Below are 22,041 nucleotides of genomic sequence, written 5' to 3'. Positions count from 1 at the left end.
TAATTTATATTTAGAATTGAAAGTAATTTGGAAATAATTAGTAGGTAAAATGGGAATCAGAATGAGGTATTATATTTGTAAATTATATCAATAATAATTTAATTAGCTTATATTTCTGGAATTAAAATAAGGATTATAAAATGATTGAAATTTGTCTAAAAAAGTGTTATGCTATCAACAGTAAATTTAAAAAGAATATCGTTACTACATATATAATTAACTTCAGAATTACGATTGATTATATATAGAAGAGCTTATTTTTATAAGCTCTTTTTTAATGATAAAGAGAGGTAATAATATGATAAAAGTAGATAATTTATCCTACTCATTTCCGCAAAAGGATCTATATAATAAGGTTTCATTCACATTAAAAGAAGGTCAACATTGCGCTTTTATAGGATCTAGTGGTAGCGGAAAAAGTACACTTATAGATATAATTATGGATCCAGAAAGATATATGTTCGATGGTAAATTAGAAATATACCCAAATTGTAAAATTGGATATGTAAGCCAGTTCTCGCAACTAGACAAAACAAAAGAAACTACAGTTTTTGAATATATAGGTGAAGAATTTATTAAACTACAAAAGGAAATAGAATCTATTTGTAATGAAATGGAGACATCTTCAGATATTGAAACGTTATTACAAGAGTATCAAGAAGCTTTAGATACATTTGAAGCAATTGATGGAGATGATTTCGAAAATAATATTAATAAAAAATTAAATCTTGCAAATCTAAATAGGCATAAAGATAGAATGATATCTGAACTTAGTGGTGGAGAATTTAAACTTGTACAAGTAATTAAGGAAATGCTTAATAATCCAGACTTAATGGTTATGGATGAACCAGATGTGTTTTTAGATTTTGAAAACCTTAATTCTCTTAAAAATCTAATTAATTCATATAAAAAAACAATGTTAATTATTACGCATAATAGATACTTGTTAAATCATTGTTTTAACAAAATTATTCATCTTGAAAATACAGAGATTCAAGAATTTGATGGAAGATATATTGATTATAATTTCTCATTACTTCAAACTAAAATTGAGTTACAAGAACTTGCTATTGCTGATGAGGAGGAAATTGAGAGAAATGAAGCTTTAATCAATGTATTAAGAGAGAAAGCAACTTATAATCCTGATGCTTCTAGAGGTAGAGCTTTAAAAGCTAGAATTAAAATACAAGAAAGATTAGAAGAACGTAGAATTAAAGCTCCATTTGTAGATATTAAACAACCTAATATTAATTTACTTACTAATAATGAAATAGAAGAAACTATAGCTTTAAAAGTTAATGACTTTAGTGTTGTTTTTGATGAAATCCTTTTAGAAAATGTTAATTTTGAGATTAAATCTACTGATAAAGTAGCTATTATTGGAACAAATGGTGTTGGAAAAACTACTTTACTAAGATCAATATTTAAAAATAATAATGAGTGTATTGAAATAAATGATAATATTGAAGTTGCTTATTTATCTCAGATGCAAGGTGAAATATTAAATGAGTCTAATACAATACTTGAAGAGTTTTTTGAAGTAGGATTTAAAAATTACAGGGAAGTTAGATCATATATTTCAAGATATGGTTTTGAAGAAGAGGTTATTGAACAAAGGATAGAATCCTTATCTGGAGGAGAAAAGAATATACTACAACTGGCTAAAGTTTCTGCTAGAAAGGCCAATATGTTGCTTCTTGATGAGCCAACAAGTCATTTAGATACTTATTCACAAATAGCATTAGAAAAAGCTATAGAAAATTATAATGGAGCTATTTTAATGATTTCTCATGATTATCACTTTATAGTTAATTGTATGGATTATGTTTTAATGATAGAAGATAAGACCATTAGAAAAGTTAGCATGAAAAAATTTAGAAAAATGATTTATGCTACTCATTTCGATAAAGATTATTTAGAAATTGAGCAAAAGAAAAAATCCGTTGAAACTGAAATAGCATTGGCTTTAATAGATACTGATTTTGAACGTGCAAAAACTTTGTTAGAAGATTTAGAAAATCTTATTAAATTACTTTAATCTATTTAAAAATATGTTGGTATAATTATCAGCATATTTCTTATAATTTGTATTTTAAGTATATTATATATAGTAAATAAAAGGTGTGAACAGTTAAAGGTTCACATCTTTTATTTTAATTAAGAAATTTTATAAATTATTAAAATTAAGCTTCAAATTATAAATTTAATTGAAGAAATCATTATATCACCAATTGATTAAATAAATTAAGAATATATTCATACGATAGATAAATAAAGTCAGAATATATCTCAATATATAATATGGAGAAAATACAAATTATGACACAATATCTATATTTTTTAGTAACCTAATAAAAGAGGATATAAATTAAAAATTATTTTAAATATAGAAAATACGAACTGATATAAGTTGTAAGAATATTTTCTGTGTGATAATATTTTATTTAGTATTTAATAAAATCTAAATAATAAATGAGGATGAGAAATATATGAAATCTATAAACATACTAGAAAAGATATCAGATGGAAAATTATATGATATTGATGACACAGTAAAAGCAGATACATGTGGTTGTAATGGTTGCAGTGATTGTTGTTATGATATTGGTGAACTAGTAGTGCTTACACCCTTTGATGTATATGAAATAGTTAATTATTTAGGTGTAGAGTTTGTTGAATTACTAGGAGATAAGATTGAATTAATTGAAAGTAACAAAATTTTATTACCGCATTTAAAGATGAAAGATGATAATAAAAGATGCAGCTTTTTAAATAAAGAATTTAGATGTATGATTCACTCTAAACGACCAAACATTTGTCGTTTATTTCCACTTGGAAGGGTATATAAAGATGATGACTTTAAGTACTTTTTACAAGTAGGAAATTGCCCTAAGACTGATTTAAAAGATGTTAAAGTAAGAGACTGGATAGGTATTGAAAACTATGATGAAAATAAAATATTTATATTAGAATGGTATAAATTTATTAAAGCATTAACCTTCCGTTTGAAATTCGTCAGAGATGAAGAAGAATTAAAGGAAATTAATCAATTTATATTAGATAATTGTTATAATATCAAGGTAAAAGAAGGAGAGAGTTTTTACTCTTTATTTGAAGAAAATTTACCTTATGTAAAAAATAAATTAGGAATTATTTAAAAGACAAACAGATATCTATTGTGGCTAAGCAATATTAGATATCTGTTATTTTGTTTATGTAAAAATACACTGATTATAATTGTTAAATACTGTATATTATTGTACTATTATAATAGTTTCGATTATATAAATGGGGAGGGTATCATGGAACTTTATACTAACGGTATTTTATATATGGGGATCTTTAGCATGATTTTTAATGGATTAATAAAAATTATGGCTATATATACAATGTATTTAGCTATAAAATCTTTTAAAATATATATAAGTAAAAATTCATAATAGTTATATGGTTTTGGATAATATTAAATGAAAAATATAGATCTAATTATGGATAAAACTAATAAAAATAGATAGATATATTGAGTATGCAAAATATCTATCTATTTTTATTAGTTTTTTTAATACATGTTCTTTGATTTATAATTTAAATAAAGTAGATAAATAATACATTAAAGTTAAGGTCCACTATACAGTAAAAAAGTAAGTATAGTGGTTCTGTAAGGAAATACATTCTATATGGTAAAATCTAGCTGGATTAAAAAGTAAAGAGGAGAAGTTAATATGAATTCATTAATAAGTAGTGATAACACATGGATGTTATGGACGTTCTTAGTGGTTTGGTCTGCTATAAGTATAGTATTAGAACAAAAATACAAGTGGGCATCTAAAGTAACAGGAGCAATTATAGCATTATTAGGAGCAATTATATTTGCAAACTTAAAAATAATACCTACAGAAAGTGCTGTGTATGATTCGGTATGGTCATATGTAGTACCAGTTGCAATACCACTATTATTACTAAAAGCAGATATTAAAAAAGTTAAAAATGAAAGTGGAAAAATGTTAGGTGCATTTCATATATCAGCTTTAGGTACAGTAGTAGGTACGTTTATATCAGCATTTTTACTAAGCTCATTAATACCACATGTAGCTGAGATAGCTGGTATGATGACTGGATCATATATTGGAGGAGGAGCTAATTTTGTTGCTATGACAAATGCTTTTAAAACTCCAGAAAATCTAACTAATGCAACAATAGTAGCAGATAATTTAGTTATGGCTGTGTATTTTTTTGCAACTATGTCAATACCTTCGATACCATTCTTTAAGAAAAAATGGGGTATGGCTACAGAGGGTGAAGAAAGTATTAGTGGAAGTTCTACATATTGGACTAAAAAAGAAATATCATTAAAAGATATAGCTATATGCTTAGCAATTGCCTTTTCAGTAGCAAGTTTATCTAACTTATTGTCTGAGTTCATCTCATCAATAATACCTACTTCAAATATACTATTAAAAATGGCTAATTCTATTTTTGGAAACATGTATTTAATAATGACAACATTAATGTTAGTAGTAGCAACAGTATTTTCTAAACAATTAGACGAAATTAATGGAGCAGAAGAAATAGGTACGTTTTTAATTTATTTATTTTTCGTAGTTCTTGGAGTACCTGCATCTATATCAGAAATAATAAAAAATGGTGCTTTTATATTAGTTTTCTGTATACTAGCAGTGTTTATACATTTAGTTGTAACTTTAGGAGTGGGAAAATTGTTCAAGTTTAAACTAGATGAATTATTACTAGCATCAAATGCTTGTATAGGAGGTCCAACAACTGCTGTAGCTATGGCTATAGCTAAAGGGTGGAATAGTTTAATAGTACCTACAATGATAGCTGGTGTATGGGGATATGTTTTAGGAAATTACGCTGGAATAATTGTTGGAAATATACTTCAAGTTATTTTATAGTATGAGTTATAAATATAATACCAATAAAGTCCAGTAAATAATATTTACTGGACTTTATTGGTATTATATTTATATTTAATTAATACGAGTTTTATAATTGCTTATATTTTAATTTTAAAGATATAAAAATACAATTCAAACTTATACAATGGTATAATGAAAGAATAAAATAATAATTATTTAATATAAACTATATAGGAAAATTTTATGAAAGATAAGAGTTATATGTAGCTATATATGTGAATATTTTAATGAACAAAGTAAATCATCCAAATAGGAGGAGTCATAAATGAATATTTAAAAGAAAACTCTAGAGAAGCAGATGAAGTTACGAGTGGCTTAGATAAAGATATACTAGTTTGTGGACATACTCATATACCATATGCAAAATATTATGGTGAAAAACTCCTTGTAAATGTAGGTAGTATAGGAAAGCCAAAAACTAATAAACCTGATGCAAATTATGTTATTATAGATATATCAGATACGAATGTTAAAGTTGAAATAGTGGAAGTAGCTTATGATTTTGCAAGACTTATAAGGGAAGGTAGTGCAAAGTAAAATAAATAACTAATTTAAATTTAAGAATAGAATATTTAAAAAATTGAGAATTTAAGATAGTAATAAAAAATAACTGTATCTAAGATTATAAATTATTAGGTACAGTTATTTTTTATTACTATCTTCATAAGTTCTACATATTTATTTCATATAATTGATTAATAAAATAAAATGAAAGGTTGTGATTTATATGGACAGTGATCCTCTACTGATAAAAAATAATAAAAATATAAAAATAGAGTTCATATATTATATCACAAAAAGATTACTTAAATGATATGAACTCTATAAAAGGAGAGATTATCATGGTACAAGTAATAAGCAATTTAATAGAAGAAAGAAAAATATTAGAGCTAAGTGAGTATTTTCAAGGATTAAACTCAGTAGACATAGCTAAAGATATGATTTATTTAAGTGGAGAAGAAGTAGTATTAGCATTTAGGATACTACCAAAAGATGTAGCTGCAGAGGTTTTTTCATATTTAGATAAAGATATGAAGCAATATATAATACAGTCAATTACAGATAGTGAAATAAAAGAAATAGTAGATAAACTATTCTTAGATGATACAGTAGATTTTATAGAAGAATTACCATCTCATATCGTAAAAAAAGTTTTAAAAAATACTTCAAAGGAAAAGAGAGAACTTATAAATCAATTTTTAAAGTATAATGAAAATTCTGCGGGATCAATAATGACTATAGAATTTATAGATTTAAAAGAAAGTATGACGATTAAGGAAGCGATAAACTATATAAGATATGAATGTCTAGATAAAGAAGATGTTGATACTTGTTTTATAATTGATAAAAATAGAAAATTAAAAGGAGTACTACCTTTAAGACAATTAATTTTAAATGATGAAAATACTATTATAAAGAACATAATGGATAAAAATATAATCACTTCTAAAACTATAGAAGATCAAGAAGTAGTTGCATCTGAATTTAAAAAATATGACTTAACATGTATGCCAGTAGTAGATGGTGAAAATAGATTAGTAGGAATAATAACAGTAGATGATATTATAGATATAATTGATAAAGAAAATACAGAGGATTTTCAAATAATGGCAGCTATGAAACCTAATGAAGTTCCGTATTTAAAGACTCCAGTTATAGAGCTTGCAAAACATAGAGTTATTTGGCTTTTAGTTCTTATGATATCTGCAACCATAACAGGCTCAATTATTAAAAAATTTGATGATGTATTACAATCTGTAGTAATACTTGCAGCATTTATACCAATGCTTATGGATACTGGTGGTAATGCAGGGTCACAATCTTCAACTTTAGTAATAAGAGGCCTAGCGTTAGGTGATATAAAAATAAAAGATTATTTAAAGGTTATGTACAAGGAATTTAGAGTAAGTTTAATAGTTGCATCTATTCTTACGATTGTAAATTTCTTAAGAATATATTTATTAGAAAAAACTGATTTAATAATTTCTCTTACTGTGTGTGGAAGTTTATTTTTCACAGTAATAATAGCAAAGGTTGTAGGAAGTTTACTACCAATTATAGCAAAGAAATTGAAGTTTGATCCTGCAATAATGGCCAGTCCACTAATAACTACTATAGTAGATGCCTTTGCTCTAATGGTATACTTCACTTTTGCAAAAACTCTCTTAGGAATTTAGGAATATAGAGGGCTATTTTAGATATCCATTTTTATATTTTAGTTGATAGTTTAATATTAAAGTGATTGTACGTTATACTATAGTTAGCAGATAAATTTGAATTTTAGGAGACTTTATATGGTTAATATATTGGTTGTTGATGATGAGAAAAAAATTTGTGAATTTGTGAAGGCTTATTTGGATAAGGAAGGATATTGTACTTCTGTTGCTTATGATGGAAATACTGCTATAGAGTATTTTAACAATGATAAATATGATTTAGTTATATTAGATAGAATGCTTCCAGATATAAGTGGTGAGAACATTTGCAGGTCTATTAGGAATAAGTCTGAAGTACCTGTAATAATGCTTACTGCTAAAATTGAAGATGAAGATAGAATAGAAGGGTTTGATTTAGGTTGTGATGACTATTTGTGTAAACCATTTAATGTAAGGGAACTTGTACTTAGAGTTAAGGTTATTCTAAAAAGAAGTAAAAACTTAAGTGATAAATGTGATAGTGGTATTATAAAATTTGGAAATGAAATTGAAATAAACACTTCATCATATGAGGTTAAGGTAAGAGGTAAATTTATTTCTTTAACTAGTACTGAGTATAAAATATTATTAATGATGGCATCTAATCCTAAAAGAGTATATACAAGAGTTGAGATTTTAGATAATTTAGTAGAAGGATATTATGAAAAAGACGATAGAGTTATTGATAGTCATATAAAAAATTTAAGACAAAAAATAGAAGTAGACCATAAAGACTGTAAAATTATACAAACTGTATATGGTATAGGGTATAAGTTTGGGCTTAAATAATAAAGTTATATCTCTAAGAAATAAAATAATAATATCTTTTGCAATAATAATGACTCTAACAGTTTTAGTAATAACCGTATTTGTAAGAAGAACTTTTGAAAATGAGTTTGGAAAATATGTAGATGATAGTAACAAATCTGAGGTTGAACATTTAATAAATTTTGATTTGAAAAATATTTACAAGGATAAAGTATGGGATATTGATTTAATAAAAGGTTTATGCGAAGACTCCATAGGAAAAGGGATTGCCTTAGAAATATACGATATAAATAATGAAGTTATATATGGAATATTTGAAGATGAAAACAGTTTATCCAATAAGATATTAAATAATATAAGAGAAAATATGGAGAGTATAGAAGATAATTGGAGTGCTAGATTAAAGGAATATAAGGTTGATATATATGGAGAAAATAATAATATAGTTGGATATGGACAGATATTATATTATGAATCACTATATTATATGGAAAATGATATTATGTTTCTGAATATAATAAATACTTTTATGAAAATTATAAGTATTATATCCATAGGTAGCGTGATTATAATATCTTTAATCATTTCAAAGTCAATATCAAGTCCTATAGAAAAAGTATCTATGATGGCTAAAACTATTGGTGATGGAAAATATAAAAATAAAGTTGAGTACAAAAATAATATAAAAGAAGTTAAAGAATTAGTGGAATCCATAAATAAGCTATCTTACAAATTAAATGAACAAGAGCAGCTGAGAAAAAGGATAACTACTGATGTAGCTCATGAACTTAGGACACCACTCACTAGTATTCAAGGTCATCTAGATGCAATGATAGATGGAATTTGGGATATGACGACAGATAGACTTGTAAGTATAAGAGAAGAAGTAAGTCGCTTAAGTGATTTGGTAGGTAGTCTTAGACTTTTATCAAAATATGATAGTGAGAAAAATGCTCTAAACAAATCTAATGTTAATTTACAGAAACTTATACAAAATATTGTATATAACTGTGAAAGTGCTGCTTTAGCTAAAAATATAAAAATTAATTGTAATTTAGCTAAAATAAATATTAATATTGATAAAAATCAGTTTTCTCAAGTTATAGTAAATTTATTATCTAATGCTATTAAGTATACTAATAGAGATGGGGAAATAAATATAAAATCATATGAGGAAAAAGATAATGTAATTATATCTATTAAAGATAACGGAGTTGGAATTCCAACAAGTGATATAGAATTTATATTTGAAAGATTTTATAGAGTTGATAAATCTAGAGATAAAGAAACCGGAGGTATAGGAATAGGTCTTACTATAGCAAAAAGTATAGTACATGCTCATAATGGAGACATATATGTAGATAGTGAATTGAACAGAGGAAGTATGTTTACAATAATAATTCCTAAATAATTATATATATATAGTTGCTTTGATATTGATAACATGATATTTTTTGAAAAAATCAAGTTTTATATTTTAGTTTTCTAGGGTTTCGCAGTTTATAGCTGGCTGCTCCGAGAGAAAACGCACAGCTTACTGTGTACACGGAACGATAAAAGCCTGGGAGATATTTTTTATAATACTCCTATGGCTTTTTTTTATTACTATTTTTAAGGAGGGGTTGAGTAGTGAATAGTTTTACGCATAAAGATATTTATATAGAAGATGGGAAAAGAGTATTAGAGATTAATATATTGCCAGAGAAATATTGCAATTTTGATTGTATATTTTGTCCTATAGGTAGATAAAAAAATAAGCTAGATACTCAAATATTATTTGATGGTGTGGATAATTTATTAAGTGAATTAGAATGTATTATAGACGAAAGTAATGCAGAGTTAATTTTTATTAACTCAAAAGGTGAAGTTTTTGTAAATGATAAGATTAGTGATATTATAGATTTTATAAAAAGTAAGGGATTAGTTATAAGGCTACTTTCTAATGGATATTTATTAGGTAGAGATGAGTATAAATATATTGCTAATAAATGTGATGAAGTTAAAGTAGAAAGAATGGATGATGATATATTTAAGAAAAAGTTAGGGATATCAGATGAAAGATATGAGTAAGTGTCCAAGGAATTATTAGAAATAGTAAAATAGTATATAATAAAATTAACTGTACCTATAATTTAAAAAAATAAATGATTAAGTACAGTTAATTATTTTGATTTACTATTTATTTAAATTATTTAAATCCCATTTGTCAGCATCTGTAACTTCTCTTAATACCTTGCAAGGATTACCTACAGCTATAACACCTTTAGGTATATCTTTTGTAACGACACTTCCAGCACCAATTATACTACCTTCTCCTATAGTTATACCTCCTAGGATAGTACAATTTGCACCTAACCATACATTATCTTCAATATTGATTGGCTTTGAATCACCAAAACCTTCAGATCTTTGTGTTGCATCAATGGCATGACCTGCACATGAAATACAAGTTCCAGGACCTATGAATACACCGTTACCTATATAAATAGGAGATGTATCAAGCATTACACAATTATAATTTACAAATGCCATACCGCTAAAATGTATATTAAATCCATAATCGCACTTAAATGTTGACTCTATAAAAGTTAAAGGAGTACTTGTACCTAAAAGTTCTTTTATAATATCTTGTTTTCTTTTTTCATTGTCTGGTCTTAAATTATTAAATTCCCATAGCAGATTTTTAGCTTTTGATTTTAAATCTGGACTTATGTCCTTATAGTGATAAATATAAGGTTTATTTTTTTTCATTTCTTCTGTAAAGTTCATAGTTTTATATATTAACCTTTCGTTTAAATTTATACTTTATTTTATTTATATAAACTTGTATATTATTAAAATTATATCTCAATAAACTTAATTTTGTTTATAAAATTATGTATAGTTATCATCAACGTAAATACATAAATTCAAAAATAACTTACATGTTATTATAAAGCAGATAACACTTAGTATAAATATAGTTCAATTTAAAAATTTTTTTTTATAATTATGCCCTTCTAATTAAATTATCATTATATTATACTAAAAATTCCAAATAATCCATAATATAAAAAAGTTTGACGTCAAATTAATTTTATAATTAAAGGAGTACAACTATGAATGTTATAGAAGCAATAAAAATGCGTAAAAGTGTAAGAAAATTTAAAGATGAAGTAGTACCAAAAGAAGATATATTAAAAATGTTAGAATTAGCAACTGAAGATCCTTCACCAAAGCATCAACAAAATTGGAACTTTGTTGTACTAACTAATCGTGAGATAATTAATAAAATGGCTGATATAGTAACGAAAAGTCATGAAAGATTAGGTGAAATAGCAAAGACTGAAAAAGATAGAAAAATACATATGAGTGTAATAAAATATTATACATGCTTTAGAAATGCTCCAGTAGTACTGGTATATGGTTCAGAATATAAAATGATAGAGTATAAAATACTAAAAGATAATGAGGCATTTTTATTTTTTATTTTCAGTTTTAAAGTTTGTGCTAAGCTTTCTAAGTAATCTTAAAAACTCTTCTTTTTTCTCTTTAGTAAAATTTTTATAAGCAGTTTCTCTTACTTGTGATGAAATAAAATTAAATTTATCCTCAATGTCTATAGCTTTTTGAGTTAAGCTTATATATGTAACACGTTTATCTATAGCTGACTTTTCTTTTTATATATATCCTAAACTTATAAGTTTATTTACTAGTGAAGTTACTGTAGATTTATCTTTACCAATTTTTTTAGCTATCTCTTTCATAGTTAGTTTCTTATCACTTTCATAAAGAGCAGTTAATATATTACCATGTGTTGGTATTAGGTCAGTTAAATTATTTTCTTTTAATTTATTTTCAATGAATTTTATCATATTAGCTTTAGTTCTACTAATAAAATAAATAATATATTTATCCTTCATATCAATTCTCCAATCTAGATAAGCTATATTTATCTTTATATATAATACCATATTTAAATAGGTATTTTCTTAATTAATTATTAGCAGATTCAATAAAATTTACTATCTTTATGCCAATACCATCTTATATAGTATTCATAGAATAAACAAAAGTTATCTGTGTATATAAGTAAGGTGAAGTCAACTATAAAATGCTTTAATATTTCTACTAAATTATTATCTAACTGTACTTTATCTACTTGCATTTTTTAAACCTCATTAATATAGTTACAGCATTAAGCAATATATTAATTGTCATATGTGTAAATTATTAGTAAAATTATTGAAGAGTCGAAATTATAAGATAATATATTTATAAGTTTGATTTTGGATTATATTATAGACTAATAAAATTTTAGCAAAGGAAAGGAAAAAATCTATGATAAGTAATTTACGTATGAAAGGTATAACTTTAGTTATGCTTGGAGCTATGTTATGGGGAATATCTGGAACCGTAGCTCAATTTTTATTTCAACAAAACGGTTTTACCCCAGAATGGCTAGTTGTTGTTAGGCTATTAGCATCGGGGATATTATTACTATTTTTAGGTTTAATTAAAAAAGATAAAGGCATAAAAGAAATTTGGAAAAATAAAAAAGATAGAACAAATCTTATATCATTTAGTATATTAGGAATGTTAGGTGTTCAATATACTTACTTTGCTGCAATTAAGCATGGCAATGCGGCAACTGCGACTATACTTCAATATTTATCACCAGTAATTATTACGTGCTATATGGCATTTCGTTGCAAGAGGTTACCTAAGTTAAATGAAGTTTTTGCTATAGGTTTGGCAATGATTGGCGTATTTTTCATAATTACGAAAGGTGATATACATAGTTTATCTATATCAGAATTAGCATTATTCTGGGGATTAGCATCAGCTTTTGCTTCAGCATTATACACACTTCAACCTATAGAGTTATTAAAAAAATATAGTTCTACTACAATTGTTGGATGGGGGATGCTAATTGGAGGTATAGCTTTTAGTTTTATAAATCCACCATGGAAGTTTAGTGGAGTAGTTTCTATATACTCAATTGTAGGTGTTGTTTTTGTTGTTGTATTCGGTACACTTATAGCATTTCAATGTTATTTAGAAAGTTTAAAGTATATACTTCCAACAGAAGCAAGTACATTAGGATCGGTTGAACCTTTATCAGCAGCATTTTTATCTGTAATATGGTTAAAAGATCCATTTGGATTTATGGATTTTTTAGGTATGACTTGTATTATTGTTACAATTATAATATTATCTTATGTTAAAAAAGGTAATAAAGACGAAATAAGTGAAAATAGTTTATTAGATACGAAGTTATAAAATATTAATTAAAAAATATAGTTTAAAGTTTTTGTTGACAATCCAAAATCAGTAATATAAAATTTAATTAAAATTAAATATAAATCTTCAGGGCAAGGTGAAATTCCTTACCGGCGGTTATAGCCCGCGAGCCTTATGGCAGATTCGGTGAAACTCCGAAGCCGACAGTAAAGTCTGGATGGAAGAAGATTAAAATAATTGATACTATAATAGGTATTATTTATTGTCTTGCAAATTTTAGCTCTGAAATCATTGATTTCAGAGCTTTTTAATTTTACGTACATAAAATACTTTAAGGCAAGCAGCTTATTAAACAATAGCTTTATTAAATATACTTAAATAGTAAATATATTAAAATCAACTTCCTACCTCCTGAAATTAGCCAGGAGGTTTTTTAATAGTAAAATTTATATAAGGAGGTTAACATGGATGAATATTTTATGAATATGGCAATAGATTTAGCACGTAAAGGAGAAGGAAGGGTAAGCCCCAATCCTTTAGTAGGTGCTGTAATAGTAAAAAATAATAAAGTGATTTCTACCGGATATCACAAACTATATGGAATGGAACATGCAGAAATTAATGCAATAAATAATGCAAAAGAACCTCTTGAAGGAGCAACAATTTATGTAACTTTAGAGCCATGTTCTCATTATGGAAAAACTCCACCATGTGCTTTGACTCTGATAGAAAAAAAGTTCAAAAGAGTAGTTATTGGAATGAAAGATGTAAATCCAATAGTTTCTGGAAATGGCATAGATATGCTATTAAAAAATAATATAGAAGTTAAAGTTGGAGTATTAGAAAAAGAATGTAAAGAACTAAATGAAGTATTTATTAATTATATTAAAACTTTAAAACCTTTTGTTTTATTAAAATATGCTATGACACTAGATGGAAAGATTGCAACTTTTACTAAAGATTCTAAGTATATAACTTCAGAAAAATCTAGAAAAGAGGTACATAAGCTTAGAAACAAGTATAAAGCTATAATGGTTGGAATTAATACAATACTTAATGATAACCCTCTTTTAAATTGTAGAATAGAAGGCGGAGTAAATCCTATTCCAATTATAGTGGATTCAAATTTAAGAATACCAATGGATTTAAATATTTTTAATGTTCATGAAAAGATAATAGTTGCTACTATATCTGATGATGAAGATAAGATAAATAAATTGAAATCTAAAGGCGTTGAAATAATAAAGACTTCTAATATAGATAATCAAGTAAACCTCAGTGAATTAATGATTAAATTAAAGGAAAAAGAAATAGATAGCATTTTATTAGAAGGTGGTTCAACTCTTAATTACTCAATGGTTAAGTCTAATTTAGTAAATAAGGTCATGTCATTTATCTCGCCTAAAATATTAGGCGGAAAAACATCGCCAACTCCTCTTGGAGGCAGGGGAATAGAGTTTGTTAGAGATGCTATAAAATTAAAAAATATAAATCAATATATTATAGATGAAGATATTGTCATTGAAGGATATTTATAAGGAGAAATTATGTTTACAGGAATAGTAGAAGAAATTGGAGTGGTAAGAAGTATAAAGAATGTAAATGGAGGCAAAGAAATCTGCGTACACTGTAAAAAGATACTTACTGATATAAAGTTGGGAGATAGTATATCAACCAATGGTGTATGTGTAACTGTAACTGATTACTATAAAGATAGTTATACCTTCTATATAATGGAGGAAACTATAAGAAGAAGTAATTTAGGAAATCTTAAAGTAAATGATATTTTGAATTTAGAAAGAGCTTTAAAGGTAGATTCTAGATTTGATGGTCATATAGTTAGTGGACATATAGATTCATCGTGCATTATTTCAAATATAGAAAAATCACCTACAAGTTTGGATATATTTATAGAGGCAAATGAAAATATCTTAAGGTATATAGTAAAAAAAGGTTCTGTAACTATAGATGGTGTAAGCTTAACAGTTGTATATGTTGATGATTATAGATTTAAGGTATCTATAATTCCACATACACAAGAAGAAACCACTTTATATAAAAAGCAAATAGGGGATTATGTAAATATTGAATGTGACATTGTAGGTAAATATATTGAGAAGTTTTTAAAAATAGATAATATATCTAAAAAATTAAATATAAATAAAGAGTTCTTATCTAATAATGGATTCATGTAAATTTTAAAGGAGGAAGTATGTTAAATAGCATAGAAGAAGCATTAGAAGATTTTAAATTAGGAAAGATGTTGATTGTAGTTGATGATGAAGATAGAGAAAATGAGGGGGATTTAGTAATAGCATCGGACATGGTAAAAGATGAAGATATTACATTTATGTTAAGATACGCAGGTGGTCTTATATGTACACCTATGGCTAAAGATTTATTAGATAGATTAAATATAAAAAGTATGGTTTATGAAAACACAGATTCGCATAACACAGCATTTACAGTTTCTGTAGATTATATAGATACTACAACTGGAATTTCATCGAAAGAAAGAGCTTTAACTATTAAAAAACTTATAGATAAAAACTCAACGGAGCATTCTTTTAAAAGACCTGGTCATGTATTTCCTCTAGCAGCTAAAGAAGGAGGAGTACTTGTAAGAAATGGTCATACAGAAGCAGGTGTTGATTTAGCTAGAATATGTGGATTTTCTCCTAGTGCTGTAATCTGTGAGATAGTTAAAGATAATGGAGAAATGGCTAGACTAGATGATTTAATAAAGTTTTCAAAGTGTCACAATATAAAGATAGTATCTATAAAAGATTTAATTGAATATAGACTAAAAAATGAAAATTTAATGCTAAAAGTTAGTGATTCTAAAATGCCAACTAAATATGGAGATTTTAGAATATATGGATTTGAAAATAAATTAACTAAAGATCATCATATAGCTATTGTCAAAGGAAATATAGAAAATAAGGATTCGGTATTATGTAGAATACATTCAGAATGTTTTACAGGCGATATACTTGGTTCTATGAGATGCGATTGTGGAAATCAATTACAAGCAGCTCTTAAACTTATAGAAGAAAATGAATCTGGTGTAGTAGTTTATATGAGACAAGAAGGTAGAGGAATTGGGCTTTTAAATAAAATAAAAGCTTATAACTTACAAGATAATGGACTTGATACAGTTGAAGCTAATTTAGCACTTGGATTGCCTGTAGATTCAAGAACTTATTATGAGGCATGTCATATTTTAAAAAAACTGAATATTAAGAATATAAGGTTAATGACAAATAATCCTGATAAAATCAAAGATGTTGAAAAGTACGATATTAATGTAAATAAAAGAGTAATTTTAGATTTAGATTTAAATGAAAAGAATAAAGATTATTTAAAAACTAAGCAAGATAAATTAGGTCACTTATATACAGTATAAAGAAAAATAGGAGGATAAATATTTATGAAAATTATAGAAGGACACTTAATAGGAAAAGATTTAAGAATAGGAATTGTAGCAGCTAGATTTAATGAATTTATAGTTTCAAAATTAATATCAGGTGCAATAGACGGACTTAAAAGACATGGAGTAAATGAAGATGATATTGAAGTAGCTTATGTTCCAGGAGCATTTGAGATTCCATTACTTGCTAAAGCTATGGCAAAGTGTAATAAATATGATGCAATTATAACTTTAGGTTGTGTCATAAAAGGTGCAACACCACATTTTGATTATGTTTGTGCAGAAGTATCTAAAGGTGTGGCATCAGTAGGAATTGAAAGTAATATTCCTGTTATATTTGGAGTACTTACGACAAATTCAATAGAACAAGCAATAGAAAGAGCAGGAACTAAAGCTGGTAATAAAGGATATGATTCTGCACTTACTGCAATAGAGATGATTAATTTAGTAAAACAATTTTAATTATAGAGTTTAGATGTATTAAAGTTAAAATTATAGATTAATATAAGATAAAAACACCAAATATTGTATTTTCTACATAGCAATATTATAATATAAAAAGCATAGTGACTAGAATTTATATTACAAAGTATATAGTATAAGAAGTAAAAGTAGAAGGAGAAGAGACACAGTATGTTATATTTAGTTTACATTTTTGCAGGATTAGGGGCAGGAATTGTAACAGGACTTGCAGGACTTTCTGCAGCAGTAGTTATAACACCTTTATTAGTAAGTTTATGTAAATGGCAAAGTTATGATGCTGTAACGGTAGCACTAGCAGCTGATGTACTTGCTAGTATGTTGACAGCCTACACTTATTATAAAAATAAAAATATTGACTTAAAAAATGGAATCCTTGTTACAATTACCGCTTTTATAGGAACTATTATTGGTAGTTATAGTGGATTTCTTTTTTCCCAGTCGCAGCCAGATGGTCTAGGGTATATTTCTATGGCAACTACCATTTTACTGGGGATAAAATTTTTAGTACAACCTATTGAAAAAGGTTTTGGTGCAGAAGATGGTTCAGAACAAATAAATCATAAAAAAATTGCAACAGCAATGTTCTTTGGATGTGGAATAGGTTGGATTTGTGGTTTTACAGGAAGTGGTGGAGGAATTTTAATGCTTACAGTATTTACATTACTTCTTGGATATAATTTAAAAGTAGCTGTAGGTACAAGTACTATGATTATGACTTTGGTCGCTTTAACAGGAACAGTAAGTCATATTTCTATGGGTGCTAAAATACAACCATTACCTATGCTGTTAGTTATCATTTCTTGTGTTATAGCTGCTTATGCTAGCGCACAATTTGCAAATAAGTGTGAGATTAAAAAGTTAAATAGAGTCGTAGGTATATGCCTTGCAATTCTTGGGATAATAACTATTTTAATAAAATTGATATAAATAGAAACTTATATTAAATGATTAGTAGAAAAAACTATGAGATAATATGCAATAGTAATATGGTATAGAGCGTTAACTCTATACCATATTTAATTATAATATGATGAGAATAGTTTTAGAGATAAAAATTAATACATCCAAGGAGAGTATATGATAAATATAGTAATAAGAAAAGAAGAAAGAGATTTTAAAGAAGTCAAAGTAATGATTAAAAATCATTTGAAAGTTCAGAACACACAGATAATAATGAACATAATTTAGTAGAAAAGCTTCGTAAATCGGATAACTTTATAGAAGGATTATCCTTAGTAGCAAAACATAATGGTAAAATTATTGGACATATAATGTCAACAAAACTGGATATAGTATTTTAGAATGAAAAATATATGTCTTTAGCATTAGCACCTCTTTCTGTTCATCCGGATTTTCAAAAAATGGGGGTTGGTAGATTACTTATAAAAGAAACTTTTAAAATAGCTAAAGAATTAGGTTATGAATCTATATTTGTTCTAGGTAGTGAAAAATACTATCCTAGATTTGGATTTGAGAAAAGTACAAATTTTGGTATAAATGCACCTTTTGAAGTACCAAGTGAAAACTATATGGCTATAGAGTTAATTAAAGGAGCATTAGAAAATGTATCTGGAGATATAGTTTATGCAAAAGAATTTTTTGAAGTTTAGAATATATTAAATCAAGAAAACAACTTAAAAATAGGTCAGGAAGTTTGTTTAGAAATTTCTAAAGTTGATATTAAGTATTTAGGAAACAAAGATAATAAAGAAAATTTAACAATAGCTGTATAGGGGTAAAGATATGAAAGATGGACACATACATACGCCATATTGTCCTCATGGTAGTAAAGATAAACTAGAGGATTATATACAAAAAGCAATAGATGTAGGATTAATTGAAATTACTTTTACAGAACACTTACCACTGCCGAATAACTTTGAAGATCCATCACCTAAAAAAGATAGTGCAATGGATGAAGATGATATATTAAGTTACTTTAAGGAAGTTAATTTTTTTAAAGATAAATATAAAGATAAGATTAAAATAAATGTAGGTGTAGAAGTAGACTATATAGAAGGATACGAATATGAGATAGAAAAAATGTTAAATAAGTATGGTAATTATTTAGATGATTCTATATTATCAGTACATATGATAAAAATAGGTGAGAAGTATTATTGTATAGATTTTAGTGCTGAAGAATTTTTAAAGATAGTTACTAAGCTAGGTTCTATAGAAAATACTTACAATAAATATTATGAAACATTAAAGTTAGCAATAAATAGTGATTTGGGAATATATAAACCCAAAAGAATAGGTCATTTAAATTTAGTTAGAAAGTTTAATAAGTTATTTCCATATGATTATGATGGAAATAAGCGACTAGATGAAATTATTAATCTTATATGTGAGAAAGATTATGAGCTAGATTTTAATACTTCTAGTATTAGAAAAGTATATTGTAGAGAACCGTATATACATGGATATCTACTAGAGCTTGTAAATAAATATAAAATTAAAACCGTTTTAGGTTCAGATTCACATAGTTTTGAAAGTGTAGGATTTAATATATAACTCAATTTTAGCTGTTACATCAAATATTCTCTTATATTCTCTGCTAAATTGAGATAGGGTTTCATATCCTAGTTCATAATAAACCAATTTATATGTTATTTTATTATTCTCATAAGAGACAATTGATGAAATTTTCAACAAGATCTATATTATTTATAATGGATGATAGAGCGCATTATAAATTTTTTAGTGAAAATGCTTATGATAAAACAGATAAAACTCCATTTAATAAATTGGAAGAATTTTTTTATCAAATTTAAAATAAAGTATAAAAATAACTCTATAATAGTACTTTACTATAATAGAGTTATTTTATTATGGTTATTTAGAACGTATATTTTGATAATAAAGTAAATTAATTTTTTAATAAAGAAAGGTGATAGAAAAATGGAATTAAAAGAGTATTTATCATATTTAAATCAAGGAAAGAAGGTAACTGAAGGTTCAAAAGTCCATGAATTTATGCATAAATTATCACAAGAAGCTTTAAAGATTACATCAGTATTAAATAATGAATATCATGAAGCTCATGAAATTAGAGAAATTTTTTCTGAGTTGATTGGCAAGGCAGTAGATGAAAGTTTTGGACTGTTCCCACCATTTTACACTGACTGTGGTAAAAACATAGAAATAGGAAAAAGAGTATTTATAAATGCTGGATGTAAATTTCAAGACCAAGGAGGCATAATTATAAAAGATAATGTTTTAATTGGTCATAATGTAGTATTAGCTACACTTAATCATGAAATTGATCCTAATAAACGAGGAGATATGTATCCATCACCAATTGTTATAGGAGAAAATGTATGGATTGGATCGAATGCCACAATTTTACCAGGAGTAACTATTGGTTATGGTTCTATCATTGCAGCCGGTGCAGTTGTAACTAAAAATATTCCTAAGAATGTTGTTGTTGGAGGTGTTCCAGCAAAAGTTATTCGTAAAATTGAGAAGTAAATTATAAAACTAGTTGACTTGAAGTTAACTCTAAGTACTATCATTAATTTGTAAAACACAATAAATTAGGGGGGATTAAAGAGTGAGCAAAAAAGTATTGGTATTATCAGCAAGTCCAAGAAAAAATGGGAATTCTGAGATTTTATGTGAACAATTTATAAATGGGGCTAGAGAATCTGGTAATGATATAGAAAAGATATTTTTAGGAGATAAGATTATTAATTATTGTATAGCTTGTGATAGATGTAGAAGAGATGGAGTATGTGTTCATAAAGATGATATGGCTAGTATATTGCAAAAAATGATTAATGCAGATGTAATAGTAATGGCAAGTCCAGTTTATTTTTATACTATGGATGCACAGATGAAAACTTTAATTGATAGAACCGTAGCAAGATACACAGAAATTACTAATAAAGATTTTTACTTAATAGCAACTGCAGCAGATGTTAATAAAGCAATGCTGGAAAGAACTTTCGATGGATTTAGAGGATTTATGGATTGCTTACCAGGGGCAAAAGAAAAAGGCATTATTTACGGAGTAGGTGCTTGGCAAAGAGGAGATATAAAAGAAAGTAAAGCTATGAAAGAAGCGTATATAATGGGGAAATCAGTTTAATAAATAAAAGAAGAAGTTGATGATGAAGCATACAAAATGCTTAAATAAAATTAAATAAATTATAAAAAAAGCTAGTTTGGAAATTAATTTAAACTAGCTTTTTTATTCTAATACTTAGATAAAAAAATAAATACACATCTTAACTTATACATATATTTTATTCAAGGCTATTTTTGAAAATTACTTAATAGTTATCTACTTAATAGTTATCTATAGCAAACTATACAACATTAATGGGTGTACTTAATAAAGTATATAATTTGATTTAAATTTTAATTAGGGAAAGAGAGGTATATGTTATGAATGCTAATAAATGTCTAAAGCTTTTACGTGAAATTAAAGACGTTGCTTTAGCAACAGTTGATAAAAATGGAAATCCTCAAGTGAGAATTATTGATGTAATGATTGTGGAAAATGAAACTTTATATTTTGTAACAGCAAGAGGTAAAAACTTTCATAGTCAATTATTGGAGTCAAAGAAAGTTGCAATTGCAGGTTTAACTAAAAATTATGAGTCTATTAGATTAATGGGAAAAGTAAGTTTAGTTAAAGAACAAAGTAAATGGTTAGATCGTGTATTTGAAGAAAATACAGTTATGAATGATGTTTATCCAAAGGATAGTAGATATATATTAGATGTTTTCTATATAAATGAAGGAGAAATTGAATACTTTAATTTAAGTAAAAGTCCTATTTATAGAAAAACATTTTCTTTAAAAAGTAAAAATATATTTAAAAAAGGATTTTATATAACTAATGATTGTATAAAGTGTGATAAATGTAGAAAAAACTGCCCTCAGCAATGTATTACTAAGGATGAACAATACTTAATCAATCCAAATAATTGCTTACATTGTGGATTATGTTTTGAGAAATGTCCTACAAAAGCAATTATTAAGGCAGGTGAATAGG

25 protein-coding genes and 2 riboswitches are annotated in these 22,041 nt (G+C 26.3%); of the genes, 22 read left to right on the top strand and 3 right to left on the bottom strand.

Annotated features, from left to right (window positions below):
* Positions 1-298: 298 nt before the first annotated feature.
* From I2A66_RS15005 to I2A66_RS17715, 9 genes are all read left to right on the top strand, one after another.
* Positions 299-2,038 (top strand): ABC-F family ATP-binding cassette domain-containing protein, encoded by a 1,740-nt coding sequence (locus tag I2A66_RS15005; RefSeq protein ID WP_122639821.1) that lies wholly within the window; start codon positions 299-301, stop codon positions 2,036-2,038.
* Positions 2,039-2,489: 451 nt separating this feature from the next.
* Positions 2,490-3,158, top strand: coding sequence for a YkgJ family cysteine cluster protein (locus I2A66_RS15000; protein WP_147516822.1), 669 nt, complete (start codon positions 2,490-2,492; stop codon positions 3,156-3,158).
* Between the two features lie 144 nt (positions 3,159-3,302).
* Positions 3,303-3,440, top strand: a complete 138-nt coding sequence (locus I2A66_RS14995) for a hypothetical protein (protein WP_195251916.1) — start codon at positions 3,303-3,305, stop codon at positions 3,438-3,440.
* A gap of 282 nt (positions 3,441-3,722) precedes the next feature.
* Positions 3,723-4,913, top strand: coding sequence for a DUF819 family protein (locus I2A66_RS14990; protein WP_122639819.1), 1,191 nt, complete (start codon positions 3,723-3,725; stop codon positions 4,911-4,913).
* A 264-nt stretch (positions 4,914-5,177) separates the two neighbouring features.
* Positions 5,178-5,474, top strand: coding sequence for a metallophosphoesterase family protein (locus I2A66_RS17805; protein ID WP_122639881.1), 297 nt, complete (start codon positions 5,178-5,180; stop codon positions 5,472-5,474).
* A 305-nt stretch (positions 5,475-5,779) separates the two neighbouring features.
* Entirely contained in the window at positions 5,780-7,114 is a 1,335-nt protein-coding gene (mgtE, locus tag I2A66_RS14980) for a magnesium transporter (protein WP_122639818.1), read from the top strand.
* A 117-nt stretch (positions 7,115-7,231) separates the two neighbouring features.
* Positions 7,232-7,921, top strand: coding sequence for a response regulator transcription factor (locus tag I2A66_RS14975; RefSeq protein ID WP_122639817.1), 690 nt, complete (start codon positions 7,232-7,234; stop codon positions 7,919-7,921).
* On the top strand, positions 7,908-9,311 hold the full coding sequence (locus tag I2A66_RS14970; RefSeq protein ID WP_243113356.1) for a sensor histidine kinase: 1,404 nt from the start codon (positions 7,908-7,910) through the stop codon (positions 9,309-9,311). The genes I2A66_RS14975 and I2A66_RS14970 overlap by 14 nt, the downstream gene beginning before the upstream one ends.
* A 63-nt stretch (positions 9,312-9,374) precedes the next feature.
* A riboswitch (guanidine-I (ykkC/yxkD leader) is annotated at positions 9,375-9,470 on the top strand.
* Between the two features lie 215 nt (positions 9,471-9,685).
* Positions 9,686-9,970, top strand: coding sequence for a hypothetical protein (locus I2A66_RS17715; protein WP_330566201.1), 285 nt, complete (start codon positions 9,686-9,688; stop codon positions 9,968-9,970).
* Positions 9,971-10,075: 105 nt separating this feature from the next.
* Here the strand turns inward: I2A66_RS17715 and I2A66_RS14960 are convergent, their stop codons facing one another.
* The gene (locus I2A66_RS14960) at positions 10,076-10,669 is read right to left on the bottom strand and encodes a sugar O-acetyltransferase (protein WP_122639816.1); all 594 of its coding nucleotides are present in this window, start codon (positions 10,667-10,669) and stop codon (positions 10,076-10,078) included.
* 329 nt (positions 10,670-10,998) lie between these two features.
* On the opposite strand from I2A66_RS14960, the gene I2A66_RS14955 reads away from it, so the two are divergent.
* Positions 10,999-11,406, top strand: coding sequence for a nitroreductase family protein (locus I2A66_RS14955; protein ID WP_243113355.1), 408 nt, complete (start codon positions 10,999-11,001; stop codon positions 11,404-11,406).
* 153 nt (positions 11,407-11,559) lie between these two features.
* On the opposite strand, the gene I2A66_RS17310 is transcribed toward I2A66_RS14955, so the two are convergent.
* Together I2A66_RS17310 and I2A66_RS14945 are read right to left on the bottom strand one after the other, a co-directional pair.
* Positions 11,560-11,802: a MarR family winged helix-turn-helix transcriptional regulator gene (locus tag I2A66_RS17310; RefSeq protein WP_243238746.1), complete on the bottom strand. Its 243-nt coding sequence runs from the start codon at positions 11,800-11,802 to the stop codon at positions 11,560-11,562.
* 89 nt (positions 11,803-11,891) lie between these two features.
* Entirely contained in the window at positions 11,892-12,047 is a 156-nt protein-coding gene (locus I2A66_RS14945; protein ID WP_164489016.1) for a hypothetical protein, read from the bottom strand.
* Between the two features lie 191 nt (positions 12,048-12,238).
* Here I2A66_RS14945 and I2A66_RS14940 point away from each other — a divergent pair, with 191 nt between their 5' ends.
* The 12 genes from I2A66_RS14940 (at position 12,239) to I2A66_RS14890 (ending at position 22,040) form a co-directional block, all read left to right on the top strand.
* On the top strand, positions 12,239-13,162 hold the full coding sequence (locus I2A66_RS14940; RefSeq protein ID WP_330615488.1) for a DMT family transporter: 924 nt from the start codon (positions 12,239-12,241) through the stop codon (positions 13,160-13,162).
* A gap of 79 nt (positions 13,163-13,241) precedes the next feature.
* A riboswitch (FMN riboswitch) is annotated at positions 13,242-13,356 on the top strand.
* 231 nt (positions 13,357-13,587) lie between these two features.
* Positions 13,588-14,661, top strand: coding sequence for a bifunctional diaminohydroxyphosphoribosylaminopyrimidine deaminase/5-amino-6-(5-phosphoribosylamino)uracil reductase RibD (ribD, locus tag I2A66_RS14935; RefSeq protein WP_122639813.1), 1,074 nt, complete (start codon positions 13,588-13,590; stop codon positions 14,659-14,661).
* 9 nt (positions 14,662-14,670) lie between these two features.
* Positions 14,671-15,318, top strand: coding sequence for a riboflavin synthase (gene ribE, locus I2A66_RS14930; RefSeq protein WP_122639812.1), 648 nt, complete (start codon positions 14,671-14,673; stop codon positions 15,316-15,318).
* 17 nt (positions 15,319-15,335) lie between these two features.
* Positions 15,336-16,529, top strand: coding sequence for a bifunctional 3,4-dihydroxy-2-butanone-4-phosphate synthase/GTP cyclohydrolase II (locus I2A66_RS14925; protein ID WP_195251915.1), 1,194 nt, complete (start codon positions 15,336-15,338; stop codon positions 16,527-16,529).
* Positions 16,530-16,553: 24 nt separating this feature from the next.
* Positions 16,554-17,015, top strand: coding sequence for a 6,7-dimethyl-8-ribityllumazine synthase (gene ribH / locus I2A66_RS14920; RefSeq protein WP_147516825.1), 462 nt, complete (start codon positions 16,554-16,556; stop codon positions 17,013-17,015).
* A 171-nt stretch (positions 17,016-17,186) separates the two neighbouring features.
* Positions 17,187-17,963, top strand: a complete 777-nt coding sequence (locus I2A66_RS14915) for a sulfite exporter TauE/SafE family protein (protein ID WP_122639809.1) — start codon at positions 17,187-17,189, stop codon at positions 17,961-17,963.
* A 386-nt stretch (positions 17,964-18,349) separates the two neighbouring features.
* Positions 18,350-18,646 carry a GNAT family N-acetyltransferase gene (locus I2A66_RS17525; protein WP_306666837.1) on the top strand — a complete coding sequence of 99 codons (297 nt, stop codon included), beginning with the start codon at positions 18,350-18,352 and terminating at the stop codon, positions 18,644-18,646.
* Between the two features lie 133 nt (positions 18,647-18,779).
* Positions 18,780-19,553, top strand: a complete 774-nt coding sequence (gene hisJ / locus I2A66_RS14905) for a histidinol-phosphatase HisJ (protein WP_147516826.1) — start codon at positions 18,780-18,782, stop codon at positions 19,551-19,553.
* A gap of 125 nt (positions 19,554-19,678) precedes the next feature.
* Complete coding sequence (locus tag I2A66_RS17440) at positions 19,679-19,813, top strand: hypothetical protein (protein ID WP_279265833.1); 135 nt, start codon at positions 19,679-19,681, stop codon at positions 19,811-19,813.
* Between the two features lie 127 nt (positions 19,814-19,940).
* On the top strand, positions 19,941-20,510 hold the full coding sequence (locus I2A66_RS14900) for a sugar O-acetyltransferase (protein WP_122639807.1): 570 nt from the start codon (positions 19,941-19,943) through the stop codon (positions 20,508-20,510).
* An 82-nt stretch (positions 20,511-20,592) separates the two neighbouring features.
* Positions 20,593-21,129, top strand: coding sequence for a flavodoxin family protein (locus I2A66_RS14895; protein ID WP_147516827.1), 537 nt, complete (start codon positions 20,593-20,595; stop codon positions 21,127-21,129).
* A 299-nt stretch (positions 21,130-21,428) separates the two neighbouring features.
* Positions 21,429-22,040: a pyridoxamine 5'-phosphate oxidase family protein gene (locus I2A66_RS14890; protein ID WP_122639805.1), complete on the top strand. Its 612-nt coding sequence runs from the start codon at positions 21,429-21,431 to the stop codon at positions 22,038-22,040.
* The last annotated feature ends 1 nt before the right edge of the window (position 22,041 follow it).

It is taken from the genome of Romboutsia sp. 1001713B170207_170306_H8, from assembly GCF_015550495.1.
Taxonomy (GTDB): domain Bacteria; phylum Bacillota; class Clostridia; order Peptostreptococcales; family Peptostreptococcaceae; genus Romboutsia_E.
The sequence above is the reverse complement of the archived record's forward strand: the minus strand, read 5'-3'. Positions and strand labels throughout refer to the sequence as shown.